Source organism: Lactonifactor longoviformis (genome assembly GCF_042848515.1).
Taxonomy (GTDB): domain Bacteria; phylum Bacillota; class Clostridia; order Lachnospirales; family Lachnospiraceae; genus Lactonifactor; species Lactonifactor longoviformis.
The window spans coordinates 454,783-479,082 of the sequence record NZ_AP031453.1 but is presented as its reverse complement, the minus strand read 5'-3'; the positions used below and the strand labels follow the sequence as shown (position 1 = coordinate 479,082).

The window sequence follows — 24,300 nt, the reverse complement described above, 5'->3', positions numbered from 1 at the left end:
CCTGAGCATTTCTACTTAATAAACGCATTCACCGCTGACGCAACATCACTTAACCAGTTCCAGTCTTCCTTTATTTTATTGTTATATTCCACCTCAGCTTTGTGGTTTACCGCATATTTAGCATAGGTGTCATCTTCAGTGCCGTAAAAATCATACTGGCCGTTTTCGTTTGTTTTTCCGTCATTCAGCAGTTTTCCGATAGGAAGCACTCCCGACACGGCTCCCGCGTATTTTGTATCGCTGTAATTATCCCAGACAGTTACCAGGTCCTTGTTGTATTTACTAGACCATTCCGTCTGCTCTGTTACCGTATAGAAGCCTTTCTTCAATCCTGAGATAGTATCCGTTCCTGATACCACATTTCCGTTGGCGTCAAAGCGGATCGTTACATAATAAGTATCCAGAATATCACTTGCCAAATCCTCTTCAGCTCTTCTGTCTACCCGGAAAATAAAGCTCTGCTCAGAATTGGTTTTCTTAACCTGGGTATACTTCTGGTCTATGATCTTAGTAAGCTGGATCTGCCCCTTCACCACATGCACTTTGTATGTTCCGGTCATAGATGCATTCTCAGGCGTAACCTCATAGCCGCCGGTGTGGTTTTTACTGTCTGCGCTGCTTGCGCCTCCGTAGTTGTTATAAGTAACTTTCAGATAATATGTCCCTTCCACTTCACTGTTTCTGATATCCTCAAGGGATACCTCCTGATCCTTTTCATTGTACCAGGTCATAGTAAAGTCTTCCGCACTGAGGTCTGTAAATACAGTGTCCTTATATTTAACCTCCGAAGGATTAAATATACCTTTCACCACTTCGTCTGTCAGGTAATTGGCTATGTTATCACCATAGAATATGGTATCCTCTGCGCTGCCGATATCAAATCTTACTTTAACATTAACTGTCGGCTGATCAAACGGATAATTTTTGCCTCCATTGATTGTTATTCCTGATTCCGGACCATTGGTGACAACATTATTGCCCCCGATATAGGTATCCTTTGCTTTTACAACCAATGTTTTCTGCCAGCCTGGTTCCCCTTCATCTGTCTTCGGCAGGATGCTGGTTTCCCATTCCACATAAGTGCCGTACTCATCGGTGCCCACTGTTCCGCCTTCCACTTTGCCGTCTACTACATTCAGAAGTTCGAACCTGGGATCAATATAATCTCTTATCACTGCCTCCTCAATTGTAATGCCAACCTGGGTGGAGTCCAGAATAAATTTGAAGGCGTTAATCAATTCCGTAGCATTATCCGCGGTATAAGCACTGGGCGTTCCATTAATCTCACTGGCTATATCCTCTCTGAGAAAACGGTTTGTATCATTGTCCAGGGCAAATCCAATAGTATGAATGGTAATATCCTTACTCTTTAAGTCTGTTGCCGCATTTTTACCTGCAGATTCAGACTCCCCATCCGGTTCACCATCTGTCAGCAGTACAACATGCTTTGCATTAGATGCATTTTCCAGAATTGTTCCTGCCCTTTTCAATCCTTTTGAAGGCTGTGTGCCTCCGTTTGCACTCATACTGTTAATCGTAGTTATGAGCGAGGCGTCTGAGACACTGGTTAATCCCTTCGTCCAGGTTTCTTTCACACTGCTGCTGAATGCAACGATTCCTACATTGCTCTCCGGCGATCTCTCCTTAAGCTGCTCAATAAAATCAACCGCGGCCTTTTGCATGGCGTCTATTCTGGTAGTAATCGTATAGAAGTCTACTTCCTGATCTTCATACTTGCTAATTACCTTGGATGAATTATTTCCAACCCATGTACTCGTATTATATCTCCAGGCTGAATTCACATATTTAACATAATACCAGCTAGAAGAACCGTTCTTAATTGCATAGGTTTCATTTTTATCCAGTTTCTCCAGATTTTTGCTGGTCACTTTAAAGGTATGTTCAATTGTATAACAATTCCAGCCCATACTGCCTGACACATCCAAAACTAACACTACATCAATCGGCGTCTTTCCGCCGCCCTCTTCCTTAGAAATAACAGAGGAGGCATCCAGCTTGATGGTGTATGTTCTGTCATCCCAGCTCTGTACATTAACCGATTTATTCTTTTCGATAGAGCCGTCTGCGCTGTAGTTCAAAATAGCATCCAAAGGTTTATCGTTGGAACCATATATGGTACCCACACCTTGCTTCACTTCAACACGCCAGATACTATCCCCGCGGATATATCCTTTGGGCGCCTTAGTCTCCTTTAGGGTATAGCTGCCTGCGGCCAGATTCTCAAACTTAACAACACCGTCAGCTGCAGAAGCTGCCTTCGCTATCAGTTCTTCACCGTCATACAGTTCAAATTCCGCTCCCTCCAGGGGGGTTCCGCTGGTATCTTCCTTGGTAAACTGAAGGATAGCAGGCTTTACATAAATGGTAAAGTTATGATCCTTTGCCCCCTCATGGGTAGGGCTGGTATTTGCAAATAACGTGTGCTTTGTGATATCCTTGCCGTTTGCTGTAACTGTCAGCTTAATATCTGCATCCTTTTCCGGACCGTATTTCGCCGAATCTTTTACTTCCGCAGCACCATTTACTCCGGTATATTCATAGGATAAATCCGGTGCACCGGCCTGGGGCTGAGGAGCATTTTCTTCTTCGCAGTTCCAGTTTACACCAGTAATCCTTTCAGCCAGATCAGTTGTTTCTCCAAGATAGATAGTTGTGTCTGTACTGACAACTTCGGGTTTGAAAATATGAAGTGTGGCTTCCTTGGCTTCTGTAGAAATCTCCTTCTCTTCTCCTTCATAGGCAGGAGTAATCTTTGCAGAAATGGTAAATTCCTCCGCACTCGTTAAACCTGTAGTGTCAATGGAAGGCTCCTCCAGCCAGGCTCCGGTGTCACTGCCCGCCTTCACTTTATAAGTGCCGATTACTTTATCGCCCTGCTTTACCGTGTACAGCACATCTGCATAGTCATTGTTGATACCGCTGACGTAATAAGTTTTTCCATCTATCTGATAAGGAAGGGCATTTCCCTCATATCCCTGCAGAAAAGTTTTTACATCTGACCACTGCTGGGTGATATAAATACTTTGATCCTGCGTCAGGAAATCATACTGCAGCGGAACATCTACGGTCGGAACCGGAAAATCTTTGACTATTTTGCCTTTCTGATCTGCGATGTAGGCAGAATCATTGGTAGGCACTTCATTTCCCCCTATAAATCCATCCGCCGCGTTCACTGTCAGCTTTATAATCAGTTTTTTCCCTGAAGGTTTGCCGGTTTTCGGATCATTCTCCAGTATATAATTCTGGCTATAGTCAAATCCCTCTACGGAAACACTCCCGTCCCGTTTGTTAATAATGACATTATTAGAATTTTCTAAATCTGTATTTTCTACTTCCGGTCCCCACTGGCCATTGCCCAGATAAGAGGATTCATAAATCTTATACTCCAGACCCTCCATTGAAAAATAATCGGAAATATAATCTACAATCTTTGACTTTTCATTAAGGGTCGTGTTGGACTTGCCTACCTCATGGGCAATATTATCAAATATTGCCTGCAAAGCTTCCGCGTCACCGGCGCTTGCATAATAATTGGCAGTGTAATCTCCTCCGCTTCCAGGCTCAAATCCGGTTATGTTCCCCCTTCTGTCATAAGTCGCGTTCGCATTCGGATAATTGGAGGATACATAATTCATATATTTATCCATGTTGGTAGTTGGATTCACTCCCGGATTCAGAGGCGCTGATTGTGAAGCAACACCGATAGTGTACACGGTAGCTCCCTGGGTATTCTTTATCTCGTTACTAGTTCCAACCGCACTGCCTGCAACAGTATTGCTAAAACTAGAACTGGTGGTGGGTACACCGTCGGTAAACATGACAACTACCCGGTTTCTTTCCCCATCCTCGATTGGATTGTTCGCAAATACTTTTTGTGCCATCTCCATACCCAAGTCGGACCTGGTGGCACCGTTGGTTGCCAGCACCGCTACGGCTTTATCCAGCATCTGGACATCCTCTGCCACTGTCACATCCTGGAGTGCGTTCGCGTAAGTTGTGTTTGATGCATTTCCATACTTGACACCTGCAGATACATACCGATCGTTCAAATAACCGCTGGAGTTATTCCCCGACACGGATAATACTTCTGTATTGTCTCCATATCCACTTTCAGAAGCGTATCCCACAATAGCAATCTTATGATTCAGATTCTGGGCAGCGGCATCCTCTTTCACCATTTCAATAAATGCATTTACCGAATCCTTCAGTACTTCCATCTTTGTCTGGGATTTTTCTTCAAGGGTATAAAAAACATAAATATTCCTGTTTGGATTTTCAGCCCCTTCATAAGAAGCAGGCGTTATACGTCTTCCATTGTAAGACCAATAATAATTTCCATAGCTGCCTGACGCCGTTACCTTCTTGTATTCCGTTCCGTCCTTGATATAGTAATCATTTTGAAAACTGATGTCACGATATTGAGGGGTATAAATCTTTGTTGTCACTCCTATGGGATCATCCATACTTCCGGATTGGTCCAGAACCAGTACAATATCCGTTGCCCCGGCAAGCGTTACAACGCCTGTAGCATAAGCACTTAAATCAATGGTGTACGTTCCATCTTTCTGCCCGTCCGGTGTGGTATTAGCCTTTGCTGTCTTATCTGTAACCACACCCTCATTGGTGTTGCTTCTCACTGCGCCGACAGCCGTATAGCTTTTACCGGTTTCATCATTCACAATTGTCTCAATCCCATCTTCAACTGCCTTGGTTTTGACAATGTCATATTCTGAGAACTCATCGGAAGTAAAATCAATTCCGGTAATAGTCTCATCTTCATTTATTTTTAAAGAAGCATCCTTATCCTGCACGCTTCCGTCATCTTTTACATGATAGAAGTAATAATCCTTGCTTCCCTCCAGTTTCAGGCCTTCCACAAAACTAATCTGTATCTTTACCTCCTGGCTGGGTTCCACTTCCTCTCCGTCCTGCATAAATTTAATGTCATAGGCAGCTACATCCCCAATCACAAGGCCATTCTGCTGCATCTCTTCCTGTATGCTCCCTATCGCATCTGGATTCTCTTCTCCCTTCTCAATAGGCTTTACCTGTAACTGAACGTCATCAGGAAGAACTCCTTTTTCTGCAACAGCAGTTGCCTGTATGGTCTCATCTTTATATTCATAAGTAATGTTTTGATCCTCTGAAGGAACTTCCCCGTCTGTCCCCTGGCTGTTATCTCCGCTGTTTTCAGGCACAACATCCAATTGATGAGCCTGTTTCCAGGTGAGTATAAAAGGCAGGTAGCTGTTCATAGTAAAACCGAGCTCATCCACACCGCCGTTTTCTGTCTGGGTGAATCCCGTCATATTATCTGCCATGTCCGCAACAAGAATGGTTTCTTCCTGCGATGCATCCTTTTGAAGCTGATATAGTTTTACTTCTTTTCCATCCTGCTGGGAATTCTTGTAAGCATCCGGGACAATTTCATTCTTATATGTTATAGATACATTTACATCACCATCGGCGGGTACTATCTCCTGACCGTTGTAAAGGAAATACAATTCATATGCCAGAAAACCATCAATGACAAACTGTTCCTCTTTTGCCTTCTGTGTCAGGAAACCGAAAATGTTATAATATCTGTCTTTTTGTGTTTCATCCTCTGCAGCAATAGAACGAATCTGAAGCTCTGAACCCTGCGGAATCGCACTCGGGTTGGTAAGCTCTGCCTTCACGATCATATCATCATCTTCGTAGACGTACTCAGAAACAAGCGGTTCATCGTTAGCCTCAGATGCATCATTATTGAGCGGGTATACAGCGGGAGAATCTGAAACCAATTCCCTGACTGTCTGTTCCGGATCCGCGGCGGGCTCTTTCTCCTGTTGTTCCTCTTTTGCGTTCCCCGCATCTTCATTCTCCACCTTTTCGGTGTCCCCGACCCCCTGCTCTGCAGACGCATTCACTGTCATTTGAGGAAATACCGTGGTAGCCAGAAGCACCATACACAAAAGTCCCGCGATATATCTCATTATCTTCTTATCTGCTCTCATAACGTTCCCCTTTCCTATTCCTTTATTTAAATCGAAATATGTACCTGAAGCATTCTATTTCGTTACCTTCATGTTGCAGGCATAAAACTGCTTTTTAAGTTTTACAACTGTACTATACCAATTTCAAGTCACACATTGGTCACAAACGCCAGGTTTTCAGATTTTTTTTCAGCAAAAAAGAGAACGTTATGTGACTGATAACATTCTCTTCCCATACCCCTGTTTCTATACCGTTTACAGCTTACTCAAGTCTATTTCATCCACACTGTACTGTATCTTAATCTTTGTCTTTTCATCAGAGGAATAAAACCGGTTCTGTATCCGCTCCATGACCATCATAGCCGTCTCATACTGGCAGGTGGGCAGCATAATAATGAACTGTGTGCTGCTGTATCTGGAAATCACATCTCCTGTCCGCAGGGAGCTAAGGAGCACCTGCTGCATGATATCCATTCCCTTATTAATAATATTGGTATAGGCGGCACTGTCCTTCTTTACACCTATAGAGGGATACAGGGTAATCAGGGACAGGTAGATAGACATCCCCAGGCGGCCCGCCCGTCTTATCTCCAGATGATAGGACTTTTTAAAAACTCCATACTCACACAGGAAGGCCCCCCTTCCGTCGTCATCTGCCTTCAGTTCTTTTTGTATCTTACTCAAATCCAGCTCCTGTTCGTGCTTCTGCTTCAAAAGGGTTTCATATACACCTCTGAGTTCCTCAGAAGGCCTTACTCCCAGGTTATCGTAGAGGAGATCCACTGTCTTCTGGTAGTGTTCAATGGCAAGATTCTGCTTATTCTGGCCGATTAAAGCTTTAATCAGCCAGCAGTGCAGCTCCTCATCCAAGGCATCCAGCTCAATAGCCCTGCTGCAGATCTGAGACATCTCATCGTATCTGCTGTGTTCCTCCAGCAACCCCGCCAGACGCTTCACCGCCGTCAGAAACATAGAGTGATAATAGGTAGCAAGAGGCGCCACCCAGTATTCCCCTGTTAATTTGGGAAGAAAGGCTCCCCGGTAAAGGCGGACTGCTTCTTCCAAAGCGGCAATCTCATCGTCTGCATTTTCTTCCCTGGGGGCGTCTTTGCATAGCTTTTCAAATTCCTCCGCGTCAATTTCTATATGTAGTTCCGGATTCCAGGTATAGGTACCTCTTCCGGTAACTATAAAATCGGTCCTGCCCCACTCCTTTTTCATAATCGTCCGCAGCCGGTACATCAGATTTTTCAAAGCACCTGCCGGGTTATCACTTCCGTCATCGTGCCACAGGGCATCTCCCAGTTCCTGGATTGTAATATTTCTTTTTCTATGACAGAAAATATAGGACAGCAGCTTTGTTACCATCTCTGAACGGATCTTCTCCTCATCCAGAACTTCGTTCTGACCGGAAACTTCAAATCGTCCGAAAAGACGGACATTCCATATTTCATTGTTCTGCTTTTCTGTTTCCATCCACATCATCTCTTTTCTGTCCTAATTTCGTGTTTCTAAAACTATATGTCCCAGCAAGCGGGGTCTGAAATAATCTATGCATCAGCTATCAGTTTTATCAAATCCAAATCGCTGTTAAATTCACCCACAACTTTTCCCTCTATGTTTTTTACAATACCCTGCATACTGGTATGCTGTCTGGATGAAACTACAATGTCTAAGGTTTTAATACTGCCTTCCCTGGCATGTATTTCAGATGCCTCTTTGTAACGTGTCGGGTTTCCGCAGAAGCCCGAATGATTCTCGCCTGCCTTCTCTTCATGAAATGTCCTCACTTTTTGGTACGCCTGAGGCGTCCCAATCCTGTTCAGAGCCTCCTCAATTACCAGTATAAGATTAGTCATATTATAAAAGGGAAGTTCATGTTCCAATCCAACCCCGCATATGGTCCCCCGGATTTCATCTTTATCCTGTTCATCCACACATACGCGGATACTGTTAACCGGAAACCCGCCTAGATACTTCTCCACACATCCGCCTCCCTGCTTTATCGCTCAATCCGATTTCTGTTTAATTCAATCTCATCTACACTGTACTGAATCTTTACTTTAAGTTTCTTATCTCTGGTATAAAAATTATCCTGTATCCGCTTCATAATCATTTGGGAGGCATCATACTGGCAGTTGGGAAGCATTACAATAAACTGATTGCCGCTGTATCTAGATATGACATCCCCTGTCCTGAGGGAGGATATAAGTACCGTTTCCATTACCCCCATCCCGTTGTTGATCAGTTTCAGATACGCCTCACTGTCTTCCTGTACATCGATAGACGGATAAACTGTAATCAGAGAGATGTACACAGGAAGTCCCAGCCTGCTGGCTCTGCGCTGCTCCAGATGATACGACTTTTTAAATACGCCGTACTCGCATAGAAACGCTCCGCTGCCGTCATCCTCAGACTTTAATTCATCCTGGATATTGCCCAAATCAAGTTCCTGTGAATGTTTCTGCTTTAATAATTCCTCATAGACCTCCCGGAGTTCTCTAGAAGGCCTGACCCCCAGGTTATCATACAGCATATCTACTGCTTTCTGATAATGTTCCAGGGCAAGATTCTGCTTGTTCTGACCGATTAACGCCTTTATAAAACAACAGTGCAGCTCTTCGTCCAGCCCGTCAAGCAGGATTGCCTTTTGGCAGACCGTTCCCATCTCCTCATAGCGGCCGTTTTCCTCCAAAAGAGCGGCAAGGGCCTTCACCGACGTAAGATACATAGAGTGATAATAGGTAGAAAGAGATGCCGCCCAGTATTCTCCGCTGAGTTTAGGAAGAAACGGCCCCCGGTAAAGTTTAACTGCCTGAAGCAGACCATCAATCTTTTCCCCGCAGCTTCCCCCGGCATTGGCCCGTCTGCAGAGACGTTCAAATTCCTCTGTGTCGATCCATACCGGAACCTCAGGGTTCCAGCTGTAGGTTCCTCTTCCTGTCAGTATAAAATCCAGCTCTCCCCATTCCTTTTTCATTATATTTCGTACACGGTACATCAAGTTCTTTAATGCGCCTGCAGGATTGTCACTTTTATCATCATGCCAAAGTGCCTCTGCCAATTCCATGACAGTCACCTTTTTACGCCGGTGGCAGAAAATATAAGCCAAAAGCTTTGTCATCATCTCAGATCGAATCTTATCATCATCCAGCCTGCCTTCCCTTCCGCTGACCAGAAACTCACCAAACATATGAACTTTTAATATGTAGTTATCATCCATCTTTTTATTCCCCATCTGACCCTGCTTCACTGTGCGCAAATTCTTATCGTCTTCGTTCTGTATTACAGTATAACAAAAACCCTGGCGGTTTTCCAGTCCGCTCAGGCAGTTTTCGGTACATTTTATGCAGTTTTGGATATACGAAGTGTATAAATTTACGCAAAAACAAGGTCCGGTATCAGATACCAGGCCTTGTCGACGAGCTTTTTTCATAAAGTTAACTTTACTTTTACATCTTTCTGCGCCGCGCAAGAATCAATGCAGCTGCACCTAATACGAGGATACCTCCCCCCGCGATTGCAGAATAGATCCATTTGGAATTATCTTTCTTTAATTCTTTATCCGCCAAAGGCACTTCTTCGTCTTCGATGGTTGTGGTATCCTGTTCTTCATTATCCTCTCCGCCTGCAGGATTCTCTGCCAGAGGAACTTCCTCCTCCGGAATCGTCGTTGTACCCGGTTCCTCGGTTGGTGTTGTTTCTGGGGTTGTGGCCTCCGGGGTTGTGGTGGTGCCAGGTGTTGTTGCGGTTCCTGGAGTCGTTGTGGTGCCAGGTGTGCCGGTTTGGGTTACCACATTTGTTGTGGTAGTCCCTGGAACAAACACCTCTTCTGTCTGATTTACAATTTCCTCTTGTGGCTGCACAGTATACTGAAAAGTAATGACTGTTCCATCTTTAGAAGTATCTACATCCACAGAACTAGTTCCCGGAGAGGTGTAATTTGCTATAACCGGTGCTTCCTCTGTCTTTTTCTCATTCTTGTTGCAAACTACTACCTTCTGAGTTAACAGTGAATTACCATCCTGATCTATATAATTTACTGTATAGTTCACTTCATCAATTAACTTCTTATATTGAGCTACATAAACTGTTTTTTTCGTGACCGTAGAGTTTGAGTCAAAATCAGGGCTCCAGCCGGTAAACTCATATCCGCTGCTTTCAGTAACTACAATGTTGCCAGACGTAACCGGCATCTTTGAGCCATAATCAACCCTAAGGACTAACTTCTCCGGATCCTCTTCCTCAATATTTGGCACGTTGCCTACTTGAGAAATGGTCCCATGTGCCCCTGCGCGAAAAACTACCTGATAGCTTCTTGCTCCCTCAGCGTGTACCGGAACGGCCGGAAAAAGTGCTGCTGCAAGAGTACAAACTGAGAGAAATGTTATTATTCTATTTTTCAGTCCGCTCTTTGCTTTTTTCATATTTCATCCTCTACTTTCTTTTTCCGTTTTAAAATCACCATTGTAATGGCCGCTAAACTTATCCCCGCCAAAGCCAATAAGGCTTCTACTGGGAATTCATCTCCTGTTTTCACTACCTTCGTGATCGTCTTTGCGGCACCATAAACCTTCTTTTCTGTCTTTCTTATCTTCTGAATAGTTGGAATCCCATTGTCCTCTGAGGCACTGAAAACCATTTTTATAGTACCTCTTTCGTTTTCATATGTATTTTCCGCAGAATCCCCATCCAGATTAATTGTAATGATTATTTCCGATTTTTGTCCTTTTTTAAGGCTATCCAGCAATACTTGATTGTCTTCAGTTAATCTGTCCTTACCCAAATCAACCTTATCCTTCCCTATTATGCCAGAGAAGAAGGGTTCTGTTTCTCCCGCCTTTTGAAGTTCCAGAGTGTAAATTGCATTCTGATCCCCCTTATCAGCTAGGTTCTCAGTTATTTCCGTATACATATAAAATTTCATCTGATCCGAATCCACATTTTTCAGTTCTATGGTCTGCGCCCTGGTTTCTCCGGGAAGCATATTAGAAAATGCCTCGGACAGTGTCTCTGTACCGGCTGTTGTACTGAAGTCATCCGGATAAGTAAGGACTTTTTCTGATGCAAAAGCGGTTACGGCTGTTCCAATAACTAATGTGGCAATTAAAACAGCTGCTGCTATTTTCTTTTTAATCATCTTTGCCCTCCTTACTGCTCTTCTACCTGGTTAATAGATTGATCCGCATTCAGCCATACCTCTATCCCCCATTCAGCCATCAATGCATCATTAGGTTTTGTAGTATCTACCGCACCTGGTGTTACCTGTACCGCATCCGTTTCAAAGTCTATATGGCATTTCAATCCTGCATACTTGTTACTATTTTCAACAACGTTCTTTAATACCGTAACTTGGTTCATAACCTCTGCCTCGCTGCCCACCTCTAAGGGCTCACGATAGTAACAATAAACCAACTCACCATATTCCTTATCTGCGTCCTGCACGATCCATTTCAGTCGGTCATTTTTTGCGGACAGTTCAATACATGCCTGTCTGTTTCGCTCCCTGCTCCTGCGTTTGCTCTCGTTTGATTTCTCCCTCTGTATCTTCTTGGCACAAGCAGGACAATACTTCGATATGCCAGAGCGGGGAACATATTCAACACCGCACACCGTACAATTCTTAGGCTTTAACGCAGTCCACCGCTTTGTCGGTGTGATATGTAATTCACCGACAAAGCCGATGAATTTATAATAAATCTTGATTTCCTGCCGCACCATTCCGTCTGTAAGTTTCTCACGTTCCGAAACAAGTATCTTGTCTATAAGTGCGTTTATGATGGTTGCGTCCAGTTCCTTAATGCCTTGATAGTTGCGGATTAGGGAGAGGAAATCACGGACACCCTGCGTCTTCTCATAGCTGTCGCTGAGCGTTTCCGTTACCTCTTTCAGCCTTGCTTCAATTTCAAGCTGTTCTTTCTGGTATTTTCCCGACATCATCTCAAAATTCCGCTCGGTAATACGCTCCATCACCTTATCTTCATAGAGTGAGGAAAACAGCCTGTCCAGTTCTGCAAGGCGTTTGTTCAGTTTTCTTTGCTCCTTTTCCAGTGCCTTTGCCTTGCTCTGGTCTGTTTCCGTGAGCCGCTTTTCAATCGCCCTCACTGCCTTTTCATCATTGACTGCCATATCCGCAAATCGGTTGATGTCGGTGAGGACAGCGTTGAACAAGTCCCTCGCTTCAATGCTGTGTGCGGTACACATGATATTACCGTATCTGCCATAATTATTGCAGGAATATTGTACGCAGTCGATGATGTCGGGGCGTTTCCTCCTGTTGGCACTCATAGCCCGCATCGCATAGCCGCAGTCCGCACACTTAATAACGCCTGCAAAGATGTTCTCAAAGCCGCCCTTGTTTTCTGGTAATCTGCGGCTTGTAATAAGCTGCTGTACGGTATCAAATTCCTCCTGCGTGACTATCCCCTCATGGGTGTCTGGTATCACTTCCCATTCTTCGGGCAGCTTAGAGGGGCGTTTCTTGCTTTTCATGTTGGCGGCAATCCGCTTGTAGCCTGCAAGGTTTCCCGCATATATCGGGCTTCTTAAAATGCCCCTTACGCTGTTCTCGCTCCAAATATAACGGTTCTCCTCATTCTCCTCAAAATACCTCTCATAGCCTGTTGCCCCCTGCTCCGCCGCATAAGCGGCGGGGCGTAAGATATGCTGTTTGTTGATGTGCTTGCGGATTTTGGCGATTCCGTTGCCCGCTAACGCAAGGTCAAATATTTCCCTTACCACATGGGCAACTTTGTCATCTATCAGCAGATGGTTGTGGTCGGCGGGGTCTTTGACGTAACCGTATGGTGCTGTCGTCCCCATGAATTTCCCCTGCTGAAACCTCGCTCGGTACGCCGATTTTATCTTGACCGACACATCGGCGGAATACATTTCGTTTAGGATGTTGCGGAAAGGCGTGATGTCCATAGCGGATTTATTGAGCGTGTCCACGCCGTCATTGACCGCTATATACCTCACATTATGCTCTGGGAAAAACACTTCCAGATACAGTCCGCAATCAAGATAGTTCCTCCCCAGACGAGATAAATCTTTCGTGATAACGCAGTTTATCAGACCGCTTTCAATGTCCTTAATCATGTTCTGGAAACTTGGTCTTTGGAAAGCTGACGTTAGATAACGATACTTTTGAAAACACTGGAAAATCAAGGTTTTTCGAGCGACGGACAAGCAGGGTATTGTACTAAAAACTGAATACGACGCAGAAGCGGCGTTTCTTACTCTCTACATGGGAGAACAGGAACGCCGCTTTTTTATGCCCTTTGTTACGCAGTAGGGGCAGAAAAAGCCTTGCTACAAGCGATTTTGCGGGCGCGTATCTGGCGCGGCAAGGGATTTATACCTTATCCCCCGAAACCGCGCTTCTACTGCGTAACAAATCCACAGCAAAAGGAGTGATTTACTATGGCAGTTTTCAGAGTGGAACGGAACAAGGGCTACACCGTAATGAGCAACCACCACCTACGCAACAAGGAGCTTTCCTTAAAGGCAAAAGGGCTGTTGTCGCAAATGCTGTCACTCCCCGAAGATTGGGACTACACCTTGAAAGGCTTATCCCTTATCAACCGGGAGAAGATAGACGCTATCCGCGAAGCCATTAAGGAGCTTGAACGCGCCGGGTATATCGTTCGGTCAAGGGAGCGCGACGAGAAAGGACGCTTGCGGGGCGCGGACTATGTGATATTCGAGCAGCCGCAGCCGCCTACGCCGGATTTACCTACATTGGAAAATCCAACATTGGATAATCCAACGCAGGAAAAACCAACATTGGAAAAACCTACGTTGGAAAATCCAACGCAATTAAATAAAGATATACAAAGAACTGACTTACCAAAAAAAGAAAAATCAAATACAGATTTATCAAGTACCCATTCCATTCCTATCCTTTCCCCTAACCCCTCTCCTTGCAGAGAAGCGGCTACGCCGCCGGAACGGAAAGGAACGGAAGCGGCAGCACAGAGCGCAGTTGATATATACCGGGAAATCATCAAGGACAATATCGACTACCACATTCTCAAACAGGACATGAAGTTTGACGGGGACAGGCTGGACGAGATTGTAGACCTCATGCTTGAAACCGTATGCACCGCCAGAAAGCGGGTACGGATTGCGGGGGACGACTACCCGGCAGAGCTTGTGAAATCTAAGTTTATGAAACTGGACGGCGAGCATATCCGCTTTGTGCTTGACTGTATGCGGGAGAACACAACGAAAATCCGCAACATCAAGCAATATCTGAAAGCAGCCCTTTTCAACGCCCCGTCCACTATCGGCAATTATTACACTTCCCTTGTCGCCCATGACATGGCAAGCGGCGCACTGTCACCGAAGAAGCCGCAGTACGGCGACCCGGACTATTATTCATTCAAACCGGGCGAAAGCCTGTAAAACAACAAAAGGAGGATTTTATTATGGCACAGAAAATGACAGGAGCATTGGTATTTGACGAGCGCACCGACCGTTACGACATTCGCTTTGACTTAAACAGCTACTACGGGGGCTTGCATTGCGGTGAGTGCTTTGACGTATTCGTGCGGGGCAAGTGGAAGCCGACCCGGATTGAGTACGGCGACAACTGGTATCTTGTGGGTATCAGAGCCGAGGACTTGAACGGGCTGCGGGTGCGTATCTGACCGCCGCCCCATAAAGAAACGCGAAAGGAGGACGCGAGGAATTGCAGGACGAAGTAAACGAAAAGACCATAGCCCTTTACATCAAGACCGGGAAGCTGACCGCCCAGACGCTCCAAAAGGCAATGAAAGCCATACTGTCAAAGGGCAAAAAGCAGCTTGCAAAACCGCCACAGGGAAAGCAGAGCTTAAAGCAGCTTATGAAGCAGAACGCGGGCGTTTCCAACATTGAGATTACCGAGGGCAATATCAAAGCCTTTGAGAGTACGGCGAAAAAGTACGGTATCGACTTTGCGCTGAAAAAGGACGCAACGGAAAGCCCGCCCCGCTATCTGGTTTTTTTCAAGGGGCGGGACGCGGACGTGCTGACCGCAGCCTTTAAGGAGTTTTCCGCAAAGAAGCTGACACAGGAGAAAAAGCCCTCTATCCGAAAGCTGCTCTCTACGCTCAAAGAAGCCGCACAGGGCAAGAACGCGGAACGGGCAAAGGTCAAGAACAAGGACAGGGAGGTATCGCTATGAAGCCGGAAATCAAGAAGCTGCTTATCCTAAATCTCCCGTATCTGCTCTTTGTCTGGCTCTTTGATAAAGTGGGCGCGGCTGTCCGTCTATCCCCCGGCGCGGACGCAAGCGCAAAGCTGCTACATCTTGGGGACGGTTTTACCACCGCCTTTTCCAGTATCGCGCCGAGCTTCCACCCGGCAGACTTACTTATCGGCATTGCGGGGGCGGTCATTGTCCGGCTGATTATCTACACCAAAGGCAAGAACGCGAAGAAATACCGCCGCGGGACAGAATACGGTTCGGCGCGTTGGGGCGGGGCTGACGACATAAAGCCGTACACAGACCCGGTATTTGAGAACAATATCCCCTTAACGCAGACGGAACGGCTCACCATGAACAGCCGCCCGAAGCAGCCGAAATACGCAAGAAACAAAAATATTCTTGTAATCGGCGGTTCCGGCAGCGGCAAGACCCGGTTCTTTGTGAAACCGTCGCTCATGCAATGTACGTCAAAGGATTTTCCAACGTCGTATATCGTCACTGACCCGAAAGGAACACTGATTTTGGAAACCGGGAAAATGTTGCAGCGGTACAAATACCGTATCAAAGTGCTAAATACGATTAACTTCAAAAAATCCATGAAATACAATCCCTTTGCCTATCTGCGGAGCGAAAAGGACATTTTGAAATTAGTCAATACCATTATCGCCAACACCAAAGGCGACGGGGAAAAATCCGGCGAGGATTTCTGGGTGAAAGCGGAAAAGCTCTACTACACCGCACTAATCGGCTATATCTGGTATGAAGCCCCAGAGGACGAGAAGAACTTCACGACGCTGCTTGAAATGATAAATGCGTCGGAAGCCCGCGAGGACGACGAGGATTTCCAGAACCCGGTTGACCTCATGTTTGAACGTCTGGAAGAAAAAGACCCGGAACATTTTGCAGTCAAGCAGTACAAAAAATACAAACTGGCGGCGGGTGATATATGCTCTAAGTGACTTCTTAATCATGATTTTGTCATGGTTAGTGAAGCAATCACTTAGAGCATTTTTGTTTCAGGAGGTACAGCTATGAGAAACGAAAAAATCACCCCACTGTACGAGCGGCTGAGCCGGGACGATGAGTTACAGGGCGAGAGCAATTCCATATCCAACCAAAAGCAGATGTTAGAGGATTTTGCCCGCCGGAATGGGCTGCCCAACCCTACGCACTTTACCGATGATGGTATCTCAGGCACTCGTTTTGACCGCCCCGGATTTTTGGCGATGATGGAGGAAGTGGAGGCAGGGCGTGTAGAGGCAATCGTCATCAAGGACATGAGCCGGTTAGGGCGTGACTATCTGAAAGTCGGCCAGGTCATGGAGATTTTGCGGCAGCGCGGCGTCCGGTTAATTGCCATCAACGATGGCGTGGACAGTCTGAAAGGCGACGATGATTTTACGCCCTTCCGTAATATCATGAATGAGTTTTACGCCCGCGACACCAGCCGGAAAATCCGCTCTGTGTTTAAGTCAAAAGGCATGAGCGGTAAGCACCTGACAGGCACCGTGATTTACGGCTACTTGTGGGATGAAAATCGGGAACATTGGCTGGTAGATGAGGAAGCCGCCGAAGTGGTACGCCGTATCTTTTCCCTCACGCTGGAGGGATATGGGCCTTATCAGATCGCTTGCAAGTTGTCCGCAGACCGGATTGAAATTCCTGTCGTACACCTTGCCCGATTCAACGAAGGGGTGAACCGTTCAAAGCCGGTCAAAGACCCCTATGGATGGGGGTCATCTACCATCGTGAATATCTTGAAAAAACGAGAGTATTTAGGGCACACCATCAATTTCAAGACCCGCAAGCACTTTAAGGACAAGAAAAGCCACTATGTTTCTGAGGACAAATGGACGATCTTTGAGAATACCCATGAAGCCATTATCGACCAGCAGACCTTTGATTTGGCGCAGAAAATCCGCAGCAATGTACGGCGTTATCCAAACGGCTGGGGCGAAGCGGCTCCCCTCACAGGCTTGCTCTATTGTGCCGATTGTGGCGGCAAGATGTATGTCCACCGCACCAACAATGGCAAGCGGGTTTCTCAATATACCTGTTCCAATTATACCAAAGTTCCGTGTGGGACACGATGCTCCACTCAACACCGTATCAATGAGAGTGCCGTTCTGACATTGGTTTCCGACACGCTCCGGGCTATCGCTGAATATTCCAAAAATGACCGGACGGAATTTATTCACACTGTTCAGGAGACGCAGGTTGCTCAACAGAGTGCCGATATATCGAAAAAGCGCAGGCGTCTGGCTGCTGCCCAAAAGAGAGCCGGAGAACTGGAAAAACTGATTTGCAAAATCTATGAGGACAACGCCCTCGGCAAGCTGCCGGATGCACGATATAGGGCGCTTGATGCACAGTATGCCAAAGAGCAGGACGCACTTGAGATTGAAATTGCGGAGCTGGAAAAGGCTGTTACCGGCTACGAGCAAAGCCAGAAATCAGCGGAGAAATTTATAGCCCTGATTGATAAGTATGAGAATTTTGACACGCTGACAAACACCATGCTCAACGAGTTTGTAGAGAAAATCCTTGTCCACGAACGCGCCCGAAAAGGCAGTCAGGACACCACGCAGGAAATTGAAATCTACTTCAATTTTTTAGGACGTTATATCCCACCATCCTTACAGCCGGTTCCTTTAACCCCGGAGGAACAGGAAGAACTGCGGAAGAAGGAGGAACGCAAGGACAGGCTTCACCAGAACTACTTACGCCGCAAGGCCAACGGCAAGCAGAAGGAATGGGAAGAACACTACAACGCCAAACGCAAGGCCCAGGTGGAGGCAGCAAAGGCCACAATCCGGGCCGAGGACATGGAGAAGGGCATTTTTACCACCGTCAGCCAGTTACCCAGGCAGGAGCCGCGCAAGGCCACCGTATCGGCCAGTGCCACAGTTTAACCATCACAGTGCAAAGGAGAATGAACATGAGCGAATTGACTTACACCCGCTGCGGAGATTACTACATCCCTGATCTGAAACTTTCCGAGCAGCCGGAGGCCCCCATCGGCAAGTATGGCCGTATGCGGCAACGCTACCTGAAGGAACACCGGCCCGGCCTTTACAGCAGCTTGATTTTGAGCGAAAAGCTGTACCCGCACCTGTTGGAGATTGACTGGGCGGCGCGGGAGCGGATGGACGCCATGCTGCCCCGCATGATGGAGGCGGCGGGCGTCACCGAGGAACTGAAAGCCCGTGACCCCATGCGCTGGGTGGGGCTGATGAACACGCTGAAAGCACAGGCGGAGGAAGTTATTTTTCAAGAATTGATTTACGCATGAAATTTTAAGCATAAGTAAGGCCGGGATTTTGCTGACAAGCGGCAAATCCCGGCCTTAGTCTTATCCGTTTTCCAAATTCTTTGAACGCCTATATTCCAGCGGCGATAGTCCAAACTGTTTTTTGAAAACCGATGCAAATTTGCTTTGGTTCATATAACCGACTTGCTCTGCTACTTCAGCTACGGAGAGTCTTGTGGTAGCAAGTAATTCTGCTGCTTTCTTCATTCTGACTTCTCGCAGATAAATGGATATATTTTGCCCGAAAACACCGCGAAAGTAATTTTTTAAGCTGGTTTCACTGATAGAAAACTGTGCTGCCAATTCCCAAGCTGGATGATGTTGACGCAAATCGGAAGTAATAATTTTTTCTACCCTCTTTGCAATATCTACTTGTGTTTCTGTAAAGAAAGTACAGGCTTGCGATGGAGGAATGTCATTTTGACTTTGCAATAGAGAAAACAGTGCCAATGTGTATATTTTCATTTGTGAAATCGAGAATGGAATTGAAACATCAAATAGGCTCCAAAGTTTTGTTAATATTTCTTCGACTTCGGAGGTGGCAGGTGAAATGTAGGTAGCACCATCAGGGCAAAATCGATCAACAACTTTGTGAAAGTTAATATCAAATTCCCCTTGTACCCATACGCTTTGTGCCGTCAGTGTATCAATATCAATAAAAAATTCCATCCCTTCATAAATGCGGCGCGGATATACATATTGCTTTTGAGCAAAACGCTCGGTTAAAGAGATTTCTCCATCCTTCACATATACAAAGTTTTCATTGTTCAAGATAATTTCGCAACGGCCAGTTACACAGTAGTTTAAGAGCAAAGGGCCTTTTTCTATGGAGCTATCCTCACGAAAATTCGGTGCTGTCCAAGTCGGAGAATTTACAAAGATATAAGCAATAGTAACTCCAGGAAAGAGAGGGAAAAAGGTCATTGAGCCTTTCCCTTCTTTTTCCTTTAAGAGCAGCTCTGTGCTAAAATCACTACGCTGTATTGAAATCCCAGGTATTTCAATACATTTTCTTATAATATCATCAATCTTCATTTCCTGCTCCTGTCATTCGACTACCTGTTTTTTGCTTTGGATTTTAATTATATTATAGAATTGCAAACGAAGTCAGTCAACAAAAAAACTCGTTGCTGTTTGGAGCCAAAAAGATGATTGGTTGTAGAGAGCCATAACTAACTGTGCTATCTTATAAAGAGGTTAGAAAGTGCTAACCGAGAAATGAATGGAGGTATTCGTTATGAGCAACAAGTTACAAGCGAAGGACCTGATTAACCTGGGTCTGTTCACCGTTCTCTACTTCGTGATTGGCTGCTGTGTCGCCATCCCCATTGGGTTTGTACCCATCTTTCTACCAATCCTCGGTGCCCTGTGGTCTTTGATTACAGGTATTCCTTTCATGCTGTTCCTGACAAGAGTGAAAAAATTCGGCATGGTTACGATAATGGGAATTTTAAGTGGTTTGCTGATGGGTTTGACCGGCATGGGGTTCTGGGGCGTACCAATGGGTGTGATCTTTGGCTTACTGGGGGATTTGATCTTGAAATCTGGCGGTTATAAAAGTGCCAAAAAGAGCGTGATTGGTTATGCGGTATTCAGTCTTTGGATGGTTGGTACATACATTCCCATGTATTTCATGGTAGAGGACTCCTGGGCCAGTTTTGCGGCCAGCTTTGGTGAGGAATACGCTGATCGAGTAATGGCTGTCATGCCCATGTGGAGCATTGTTCTGGTAATCGCCGGAATTTTTGTCTTTGCAATTTTGGGCGGTCTGTTGGGTAAGGCGCTTCTGAAAAAGCATTTTGCTAAAGCGGGAATTGCGTAATGAACGGGGTATCATTCTCTGCAACAACCGAAAATAAAAAAGGAATATTGCTTGACCCTCGCACAAAGCTCGTCCTATTGTTGACGATTACGACACTGATGTTCAGCACCAGCAACGAAGGGATTATGAATATTGTCAAGCCCTGCTTAAGCCTTGTGCCTTTTATGTTGATTTTATCGGAGCGTCGTTTCAAAACGGCAGGAAAGTATTTGCTATTATATGTGGCTTGTTTTGTGTTAGAACGGATAGCCCTTACAACATTGAGCGGCCTGCTTTCTTTTATTGTGCTTGCGATTACATCTATCATGACACGGTTTGCACCTGGCATCATGACGGGAGCCTATTTGATTTCATCGACTTCGGTCAGTGAATTTATCGGCGCAATGGAGCGTATGCACATTACAGAAAAAATCGTCATTCCTATGTCTGTGATTTTCCGCTTTTTCCCTACAATCAGCGAAGAATATCAGGCAATCCGGGACGCAATGAAAATGCGGAACATCCATTTTGGCGGAAAAAATCCTTTTCTGATGATAGAATACAGGCTTGTTCCATTGATGGTATCCGTTGTGAAGATTGGCGATGAACTATCTGCTGCTGCGTTGACCCGGGGGCTGGGTGCCCCCGTTAGACGCACAAATGTATGTCAGATCGGTTTTCATTTTCAAGATGTGGTTGCAATCTTGTTCTGTATCATCTGTTTTGTTTTATTTTTATTGCAGCAGCAAATTGTTTTTTGAGGAGGTGAGCCTGTGATACGGATCGACCATGTGACCTTCTCTTATGGAGAAGAAAATGAGAGTGCCAGTGGGGTTCAGGATATAAACCTGAACATAGAAGATGGCCAATTTATCGTGCTTTGTGGCGAAAGCGGCTGCGGGAAAACGACAATTACCCGACTAATTAACGGCCTAATTCCGCACTACTATGAAGGAAAAATGAACGGAGAAGTGTGGGTGAACGGGGCAAAAGTTTCGGAGCAGCCCATTTATGATACTGCGAAAACTGTTGGCAGCGTATTTCAAAATCCACGCTCTCAGTTTTTTAATGTAGATACGACCAGTGAAATTACATTCGGATGTGAAAATCTCGGCCAGCCGGAGCAAAGTATTCGGGAACGATTAGAAAAAACCGTCCGGGATTTTCGTTTAGAGAAACTGATGGGGCGCAATATTTTCCATCTTTCCGGCGGAGAAAAACAGAAAATCGCCTGTGCCGGTGCATCAATTATGGAACCGGATGTACTTGTCATGGATGAACCATCATCCAATCTTGACGCTTCTTCTATTCTTGATTTGAGAGCCACGCTTGCCTTTTGGAAGTCGCAAGGGAAAACGGTTATCGTATCGGAACACCGACTCTACTATCTGCGCGGCCTTGCAGATCGTTTTATTTATATTACCGCCGGGAAAGTGGAAAAGGATTACTCCGCAGCAGAGTTTGAGCGCCTGACGGAGCAGCAGAGAGTCAATTTAGGGCTACGCACCTTTATTCTTGAAGATTTGCTGCCGCCTAAAGCATTGCCGCCGGCCAGAGAACAAATGGAACTTCATAACTTTTGCTTTGCATACAAAAATGAATCAGAAACACTTCACATTCGTGAATGTGAAATCCCTGCAAATCGTATCGTAGGTATTATCGGGAATAATGGAGCCGGGAAATCCACTTTTTCCCGATGTTTCTGCGGTTTGGAAAAGCGTTGTGGTGAAGTTATCTGGAACGGCAGAACTTATCGACCTAAAGATAGGTTAAATACTTGTTATATGGTAATGCAGGAAGTCAATCATCAGCTTTTTACGGAAACGGTATTGGATGAAGTTTTAATCAGTATGGAGGAGGAAAATCAAGAACAAGCAGAAGAAATCCTTGCCAAGTTAGATTTGACAGGCTTCAAGGACAGACATCCCATGTCCCTTTCCGGCGGCCAAAAACAGCGGGTAGCGATTGCCTCGGCAATCGCTTCTAAACGCTCTATTTTATTTTTTGATGAACCGACCAGCGGCCTTGATTATAAACACATGAAAGAGGTTGCAAATGTCCTGCGACAAGTCAGGGACACGGGTATTACCGTGTATGTCATTACTCATGATCTTGAGTTGATATTAGACTGTTGTACGGATATTGTCCATTTTGAGAACGGTTCCATCATTGACCAATTCCAAATGGATGAGGCGGGTCTTGAAAAAATCAGAAACTATTTCATAAAGGGGGTATCTGTAAAATGAAGGAGGAAAAGAAGGAGTCACCCATAGGCATCTTATGGGGATGGGGCAAACCCTATCACTGGAAATTCATCGGCAGCATTGCCCTTGCGGTATTAGGCGTAGCCTGCCAGATGGTGCCTTATTTCTGTGTAGCTCATATTGTTACGCTGATGTTGTCCGGGGATCAGAATTTTTCGCACTATACAGCAGCTTGTGTTATTGCGCTTTGCGGTTATTTGGGAAAAGTCATATTCTCAAATCTTTCCACAACAATTTCTCACACAGCGACCTATTACACGCTGCGAGATCTCCGGGAGAATATTACCGAAAAACTGGCCCGCGTCCCGATGGGGACGATTTTAGATACTCCGTCCGGTCAGTATAAAACGACGATTGTTGACCGGGTAGAAGGGATGGAGCCAACCTTCGCGCACCTGATCCCGGAAATGACTGCAAATGTGCTGGTGCCTTTGGTAATTGTCGTGTATCTATTCGTCATGGACTGGCGCATGGCTCTCCTGTCCCTTGTCACGCTGGTGGTGGGCCTTGCTGTTATGTCTGCTGGCATGAAGAACTATCCCGTTAAGTGGGAGGGCGCGGTTAAAGCGGGAAAGCAGATGGCAAACGCCATTGTAGAGTACATTGGTGGGATTGAGGTAGTCAAAGCATTTAGTCAATCCGCCGGTTCCTACAAAAAATATTCTGACGCAGTAAACTACAATGCCAACTACTATGTGGACTGGATGAGAGAAAACCAGAAAACCATGAGCGCCTACAACGCCATTTTGCCCTCGGTGTTGATCTGTGTGCTACCCTGCGGCTTCGCGTTCTGGCTCTCCGGTAGCCTGGAACTTTCCACTTTCCTGTCTATCGTAATTTTCTCGCTGGGCCTTGTTGGGCCGATTATCGCGGCCTTTACCTTTACGGACGATTTGGCCGTATTGGGGACAAATGTGGAAGAAATCAGCCAGCTTTTGAACGCTGAAGAATTGAACCATAAGGATGCGCCGGTCAAGCTGGCAGACACCGGCATTTCTCTTAGGTCTGTGTCTTTTTCCTATGACGGGACAACAGAGGTTTTGCATGATGTGAATCTCGCCATCCACCCCGGAACCATGACCGCCCTTGTAGGGCCGTCCGGCTCCGGCAAGTCTACGGTGGCGAAGCTGATTGCCGGGTATTGGGATGTTACATCCGGCAGCATTACCCTCGGCGGCCATGAGCTGAAGGATATGCCGCTGTCTGAAATTGCAGACCAGATTTCCTATGTATCTCAGGACAACTACCTGTTTAACCGCAGTATCCGGGAGAATATCCGCATGGGAAGCCCCAGTGCCACGGACGCAGAGGTGGAGCAGGCAGCCAAACAAAGCGGCTGCGACGCCTTTATCCGCAAGCTGGATAATGGCTATGATACGGTTGTCGGCAGCGCCGGTTCCCATCTTTCCGGCGGTGAACGCCAGCGGATTGCCATCGCCCGCGCCATGCTGAAAAATGCGCCGGTTGTCATTTTGGACGAGGCAACTGCCTATATCGACCCAGAGAATGAGGCGCTGGTGCAGAAAGCCATTTCCACTTTAACTGTCGGCAAGACCCTGATTGTGATCGCACACCGGCTGTCTACCATTGTTGGCGCAGATAACATCGTTGTGGTGAAGGATGGAACCATCCACGCACAGGGTACGCATGAGAAACTGTTGGAAACCTGCCCCCTCTACCGGGATATGTGGCAGGCGCATATCGGCGCGAAAGACCAGATGTAAGGGGGTGTTGTC

The 24,300-nt window shown here is 46.0% G+C and carries 16 protein-coding genes and 2 pseudogenes; 10 read left to right on the top strand and 8 right to left on the bottom strand.

The genetic code is table 11. The annotated features are described in order from the left end of the window. Positions 1-11 precede the first annotated feature (11 nt). The 7 genes and pseudogenes from ACGHCT_RS02170 to ACGHCT_RS02140 all read right to left on the bottom strand — a co-directional run bounded on the left by ACGHCT_RS02170 (position 12) and on the right by ACGHCT_RS02140 (position 13,094). Positions 12-6,017 carry a VWA domain-containing protein gene (locus ACGHCT_RS02170; RefSeq protein WP_390437919.1) on the bottom strand — a complete coding sequence of 2,002 codons (6,006 nt, stop codon included), beginning with the start codon at positions 6,015-6,017 and terminating at the stop codon, positions 12-14. Positions 6,018-6,251: 234 nt separating this feature from the next. Then, entirely contained in the window at positions 6,252-7,472 is a 1,221-nt protein-coding gene (locus ACGHCT_RS02165; protein WP_072850268.1) for a BTAD domain-containing putative transcriptional regulator, read from the bottom strand. 74 nt (positions 7,473-7,546) lie between these two features. Further along, complete coding sequence (locus ACGHCT_RS02160; RefSeq protein ID WP_072850266.1) at positions 7,547-7,981, bottom strand: hypothetical protein; 435 nt, start codon at positions 7,979-7,981, stop codon at positions 7,547-7,549. A 17-nt stretch (positions 7,982-7,998) separates the two neighbouring features. Continuing rightward, positions 7,999-9,234, bottom strand: coding sequence for a BTAD domain-containing putative transcriptional regulator (locus ACGHCT_RS02155; RefSeq protein WP_072850264.1), 1,236 nt, complete (start codon positions 9,232-9,234; stop codon positions 7,999-8,001). A gap of 214 nt (positions 9,235-9,448) precedes the next feature. Beyond that, on the bottom strand, positions 9,449-10,423 hold the full coding sequence (locus ACGHCT_RS02150; RefSeq protein ID WP_390437916.1) for a MucBP domain-containing protein: 975 nt from the start codon (positions 10,421-10,423) through the stop codon (positions 9,449-9,451). Beyond that, entirely contained in the window at positions 10,420-11,136 is a 717-nt protein-coding gene (locus ACGHCT_RS02145) for a hypothetical protein (RefSeq protein ID WP_390437914.1), read from the bottom strand. Before ACGHCT_RS02145 ends, ACGHCT_RS02150 begins: the two co-directional genes overlap by 4 nt. Positions 11,137-11,449: 313 nt before the next feature. Continuing rightward, positions 11,450-13,094, bottom strand: a pseudogene (locus ACGHCT_RS02140) (recombinase family protein). 324 nt (positions 13,095-13,418) lie between these two features. On the opposite strand from ACGHCT_RS02140, the gene ACGHCT_RS02135 reads away from it, so the two are divergent. The 6 genes and pseudogenes from ACGHCT_RS02135 to ACGHCT_RS02110 all read left to right on the top strand — a co-directional run bounded on the left by ACGHCT_RS02135 (position 13,419) and on the right by ACGHCT_RS02110 (position 18,481). Then, complete coding sequence (locus ACGHCT_RS02135) at positions 13,419-14,402, top strand: DUF6017 domain-containing protein (protein ID WP_002569163.1); 984 nt, start codon at positions 13,419-13,421, stop codon at positions 14,400-14,402. Between the two features lie 23 nt (positions 14,403-14,425). Next, positions 14,426-14,647 (top strand): DUF5348 domain-containing protein, encoded by a 222-nt coding sequence (locus tag ACGHCT_RS02130; protein ID WP_002569164.1) that lies wholly within the window; start codon positions 14,426-14,428, stop codon positions 14,645-14,647. A 41-nt stretch (positions 14,648-14,688) separates the two neighbouring features. Then, on the top strand, positions 14,689-15,165 hold the full coding sequence (locus ACGHCT_RS02125) for a PcfB family protein (protein WP_002569165.1): 477 nt from the start codon (positions 14,689-14,691) through the stop codon (positions 15,163-15,165). Beyond that, positions 15,162-16,130: pseudogene (locus tag ACGHCT_RS02120) on the top strand (type IV secretory system conjugative DNA transfer family protein); the annotation flags it as partial. The gene ACGHCT_RS02125 and the pseudogene ACGHCT_RS02120, both read left to right, overlap by 4 nt. 90 nt (positions 16,131-16,220) lie before the next feature. Continuing rightward, a complete protein-coding gene (locus ACGHCT_RS02115; protein ID WP_118621118.1) occupies positions 16,221-18,101 on the top strand; it encodes a recombinase family protein in 1,881 nt (626 codons plus the stop codon). Between the two features lie 26 nt (positions 18,102-18,127). Further along, positions 18,128-18,481, top strand: a complete 354-nt coding sequence (locus tag ACGHCT_RS02110) for a TnpV protein (RefSeq protein WP_117698124.1) — start codon at positions 18,128-18,130, stop codon at positions 18,479-18,481. Between the two features lie 60 nt (positions 18,482-18,541). On the opposite strand, the gene ACGHCT_RS02105 is transcribed toward ACGHCT_RS02110, so the two are convergent. Then, a complete protein-coding gene (locus ACGHCT_RS02105; RefSeq protein ID WP_390437909.1) occupies positions 18,542-19,534 on the bottom strand; it encodes a helix-turn-helix domain-containing protein in 993 nt (330 codons plus the stop codon). 202 nt (positions 19,535-19,736) lie between these two features. Here ACGHCT_RS02105 and ACGHCT_RS02100 point away from each other — a divergent pair, with 202 nt between their 5' ends. The 4 genes from ACGHCT_RS02100 to ACGHCT_RS02085 are packed head-to-tail and all read left to right on the top strand — an operon-like array spanning position 19,737 to position 24,288. Continuing rightward, positions 19,737-20,321: an MptD family putative ECF transporter S component gene (locus ACGHCT_RS02100; protein ID WP_390437907.1), complete on the top strand. Its 585-nt coding sequence runs from the start codon at positions 19,737-19,739 to the stop codon at positions 20,319-20,321. Beyond that, positions 20,321-21,061 (top strand): energy-coupling factor transporter transmembrane component T, encoded by a 741-nt coding sequence (locus ACGHCT_RS02095; RefSeq protein WP_117502739.1) that lies wholly within the window; start codon positions 20,321-20,323, stop codon positions 21,059-21,061. Before ACGHCT_RS02100 ends, ACGHCT_RS02095 begins: the two co-directional genes overlap by 1 nt. A 12-nt stretch (positions 21,062-21,073) precedes the next feature. Then, a complete protein-coding gene (locus ACGHCT_RS02090) occupies positions 21,074-22,546 on the top strand; it encodes an ABC transporter ATP-binding protein (RefSeq protein ID WP_117502738.1) in 1,473 nt (490 codons plus the stop codon). Continuing rightward, positions 22,543-24,288 carry an ABC transporter ATP-binding protein gene (locus tag ACGHCT_RS02085; protein ID WP_004797309.1) on the top strand — a complete coding sequence of 582 codons (1,746 nt, stop codon included), beginning with the start codon at positions 22,543-22,545 and terminating at the stop codon, positions 24,286-24,288. The genes ACGHCT_RS02090 and ACGHCT_RS02085 overlap by 4 nt, the downstream gene beginning before the upstream one ends. The last annotated feature ends 12 nt before the right edge of the window (positions 24,289-24,300 follow it).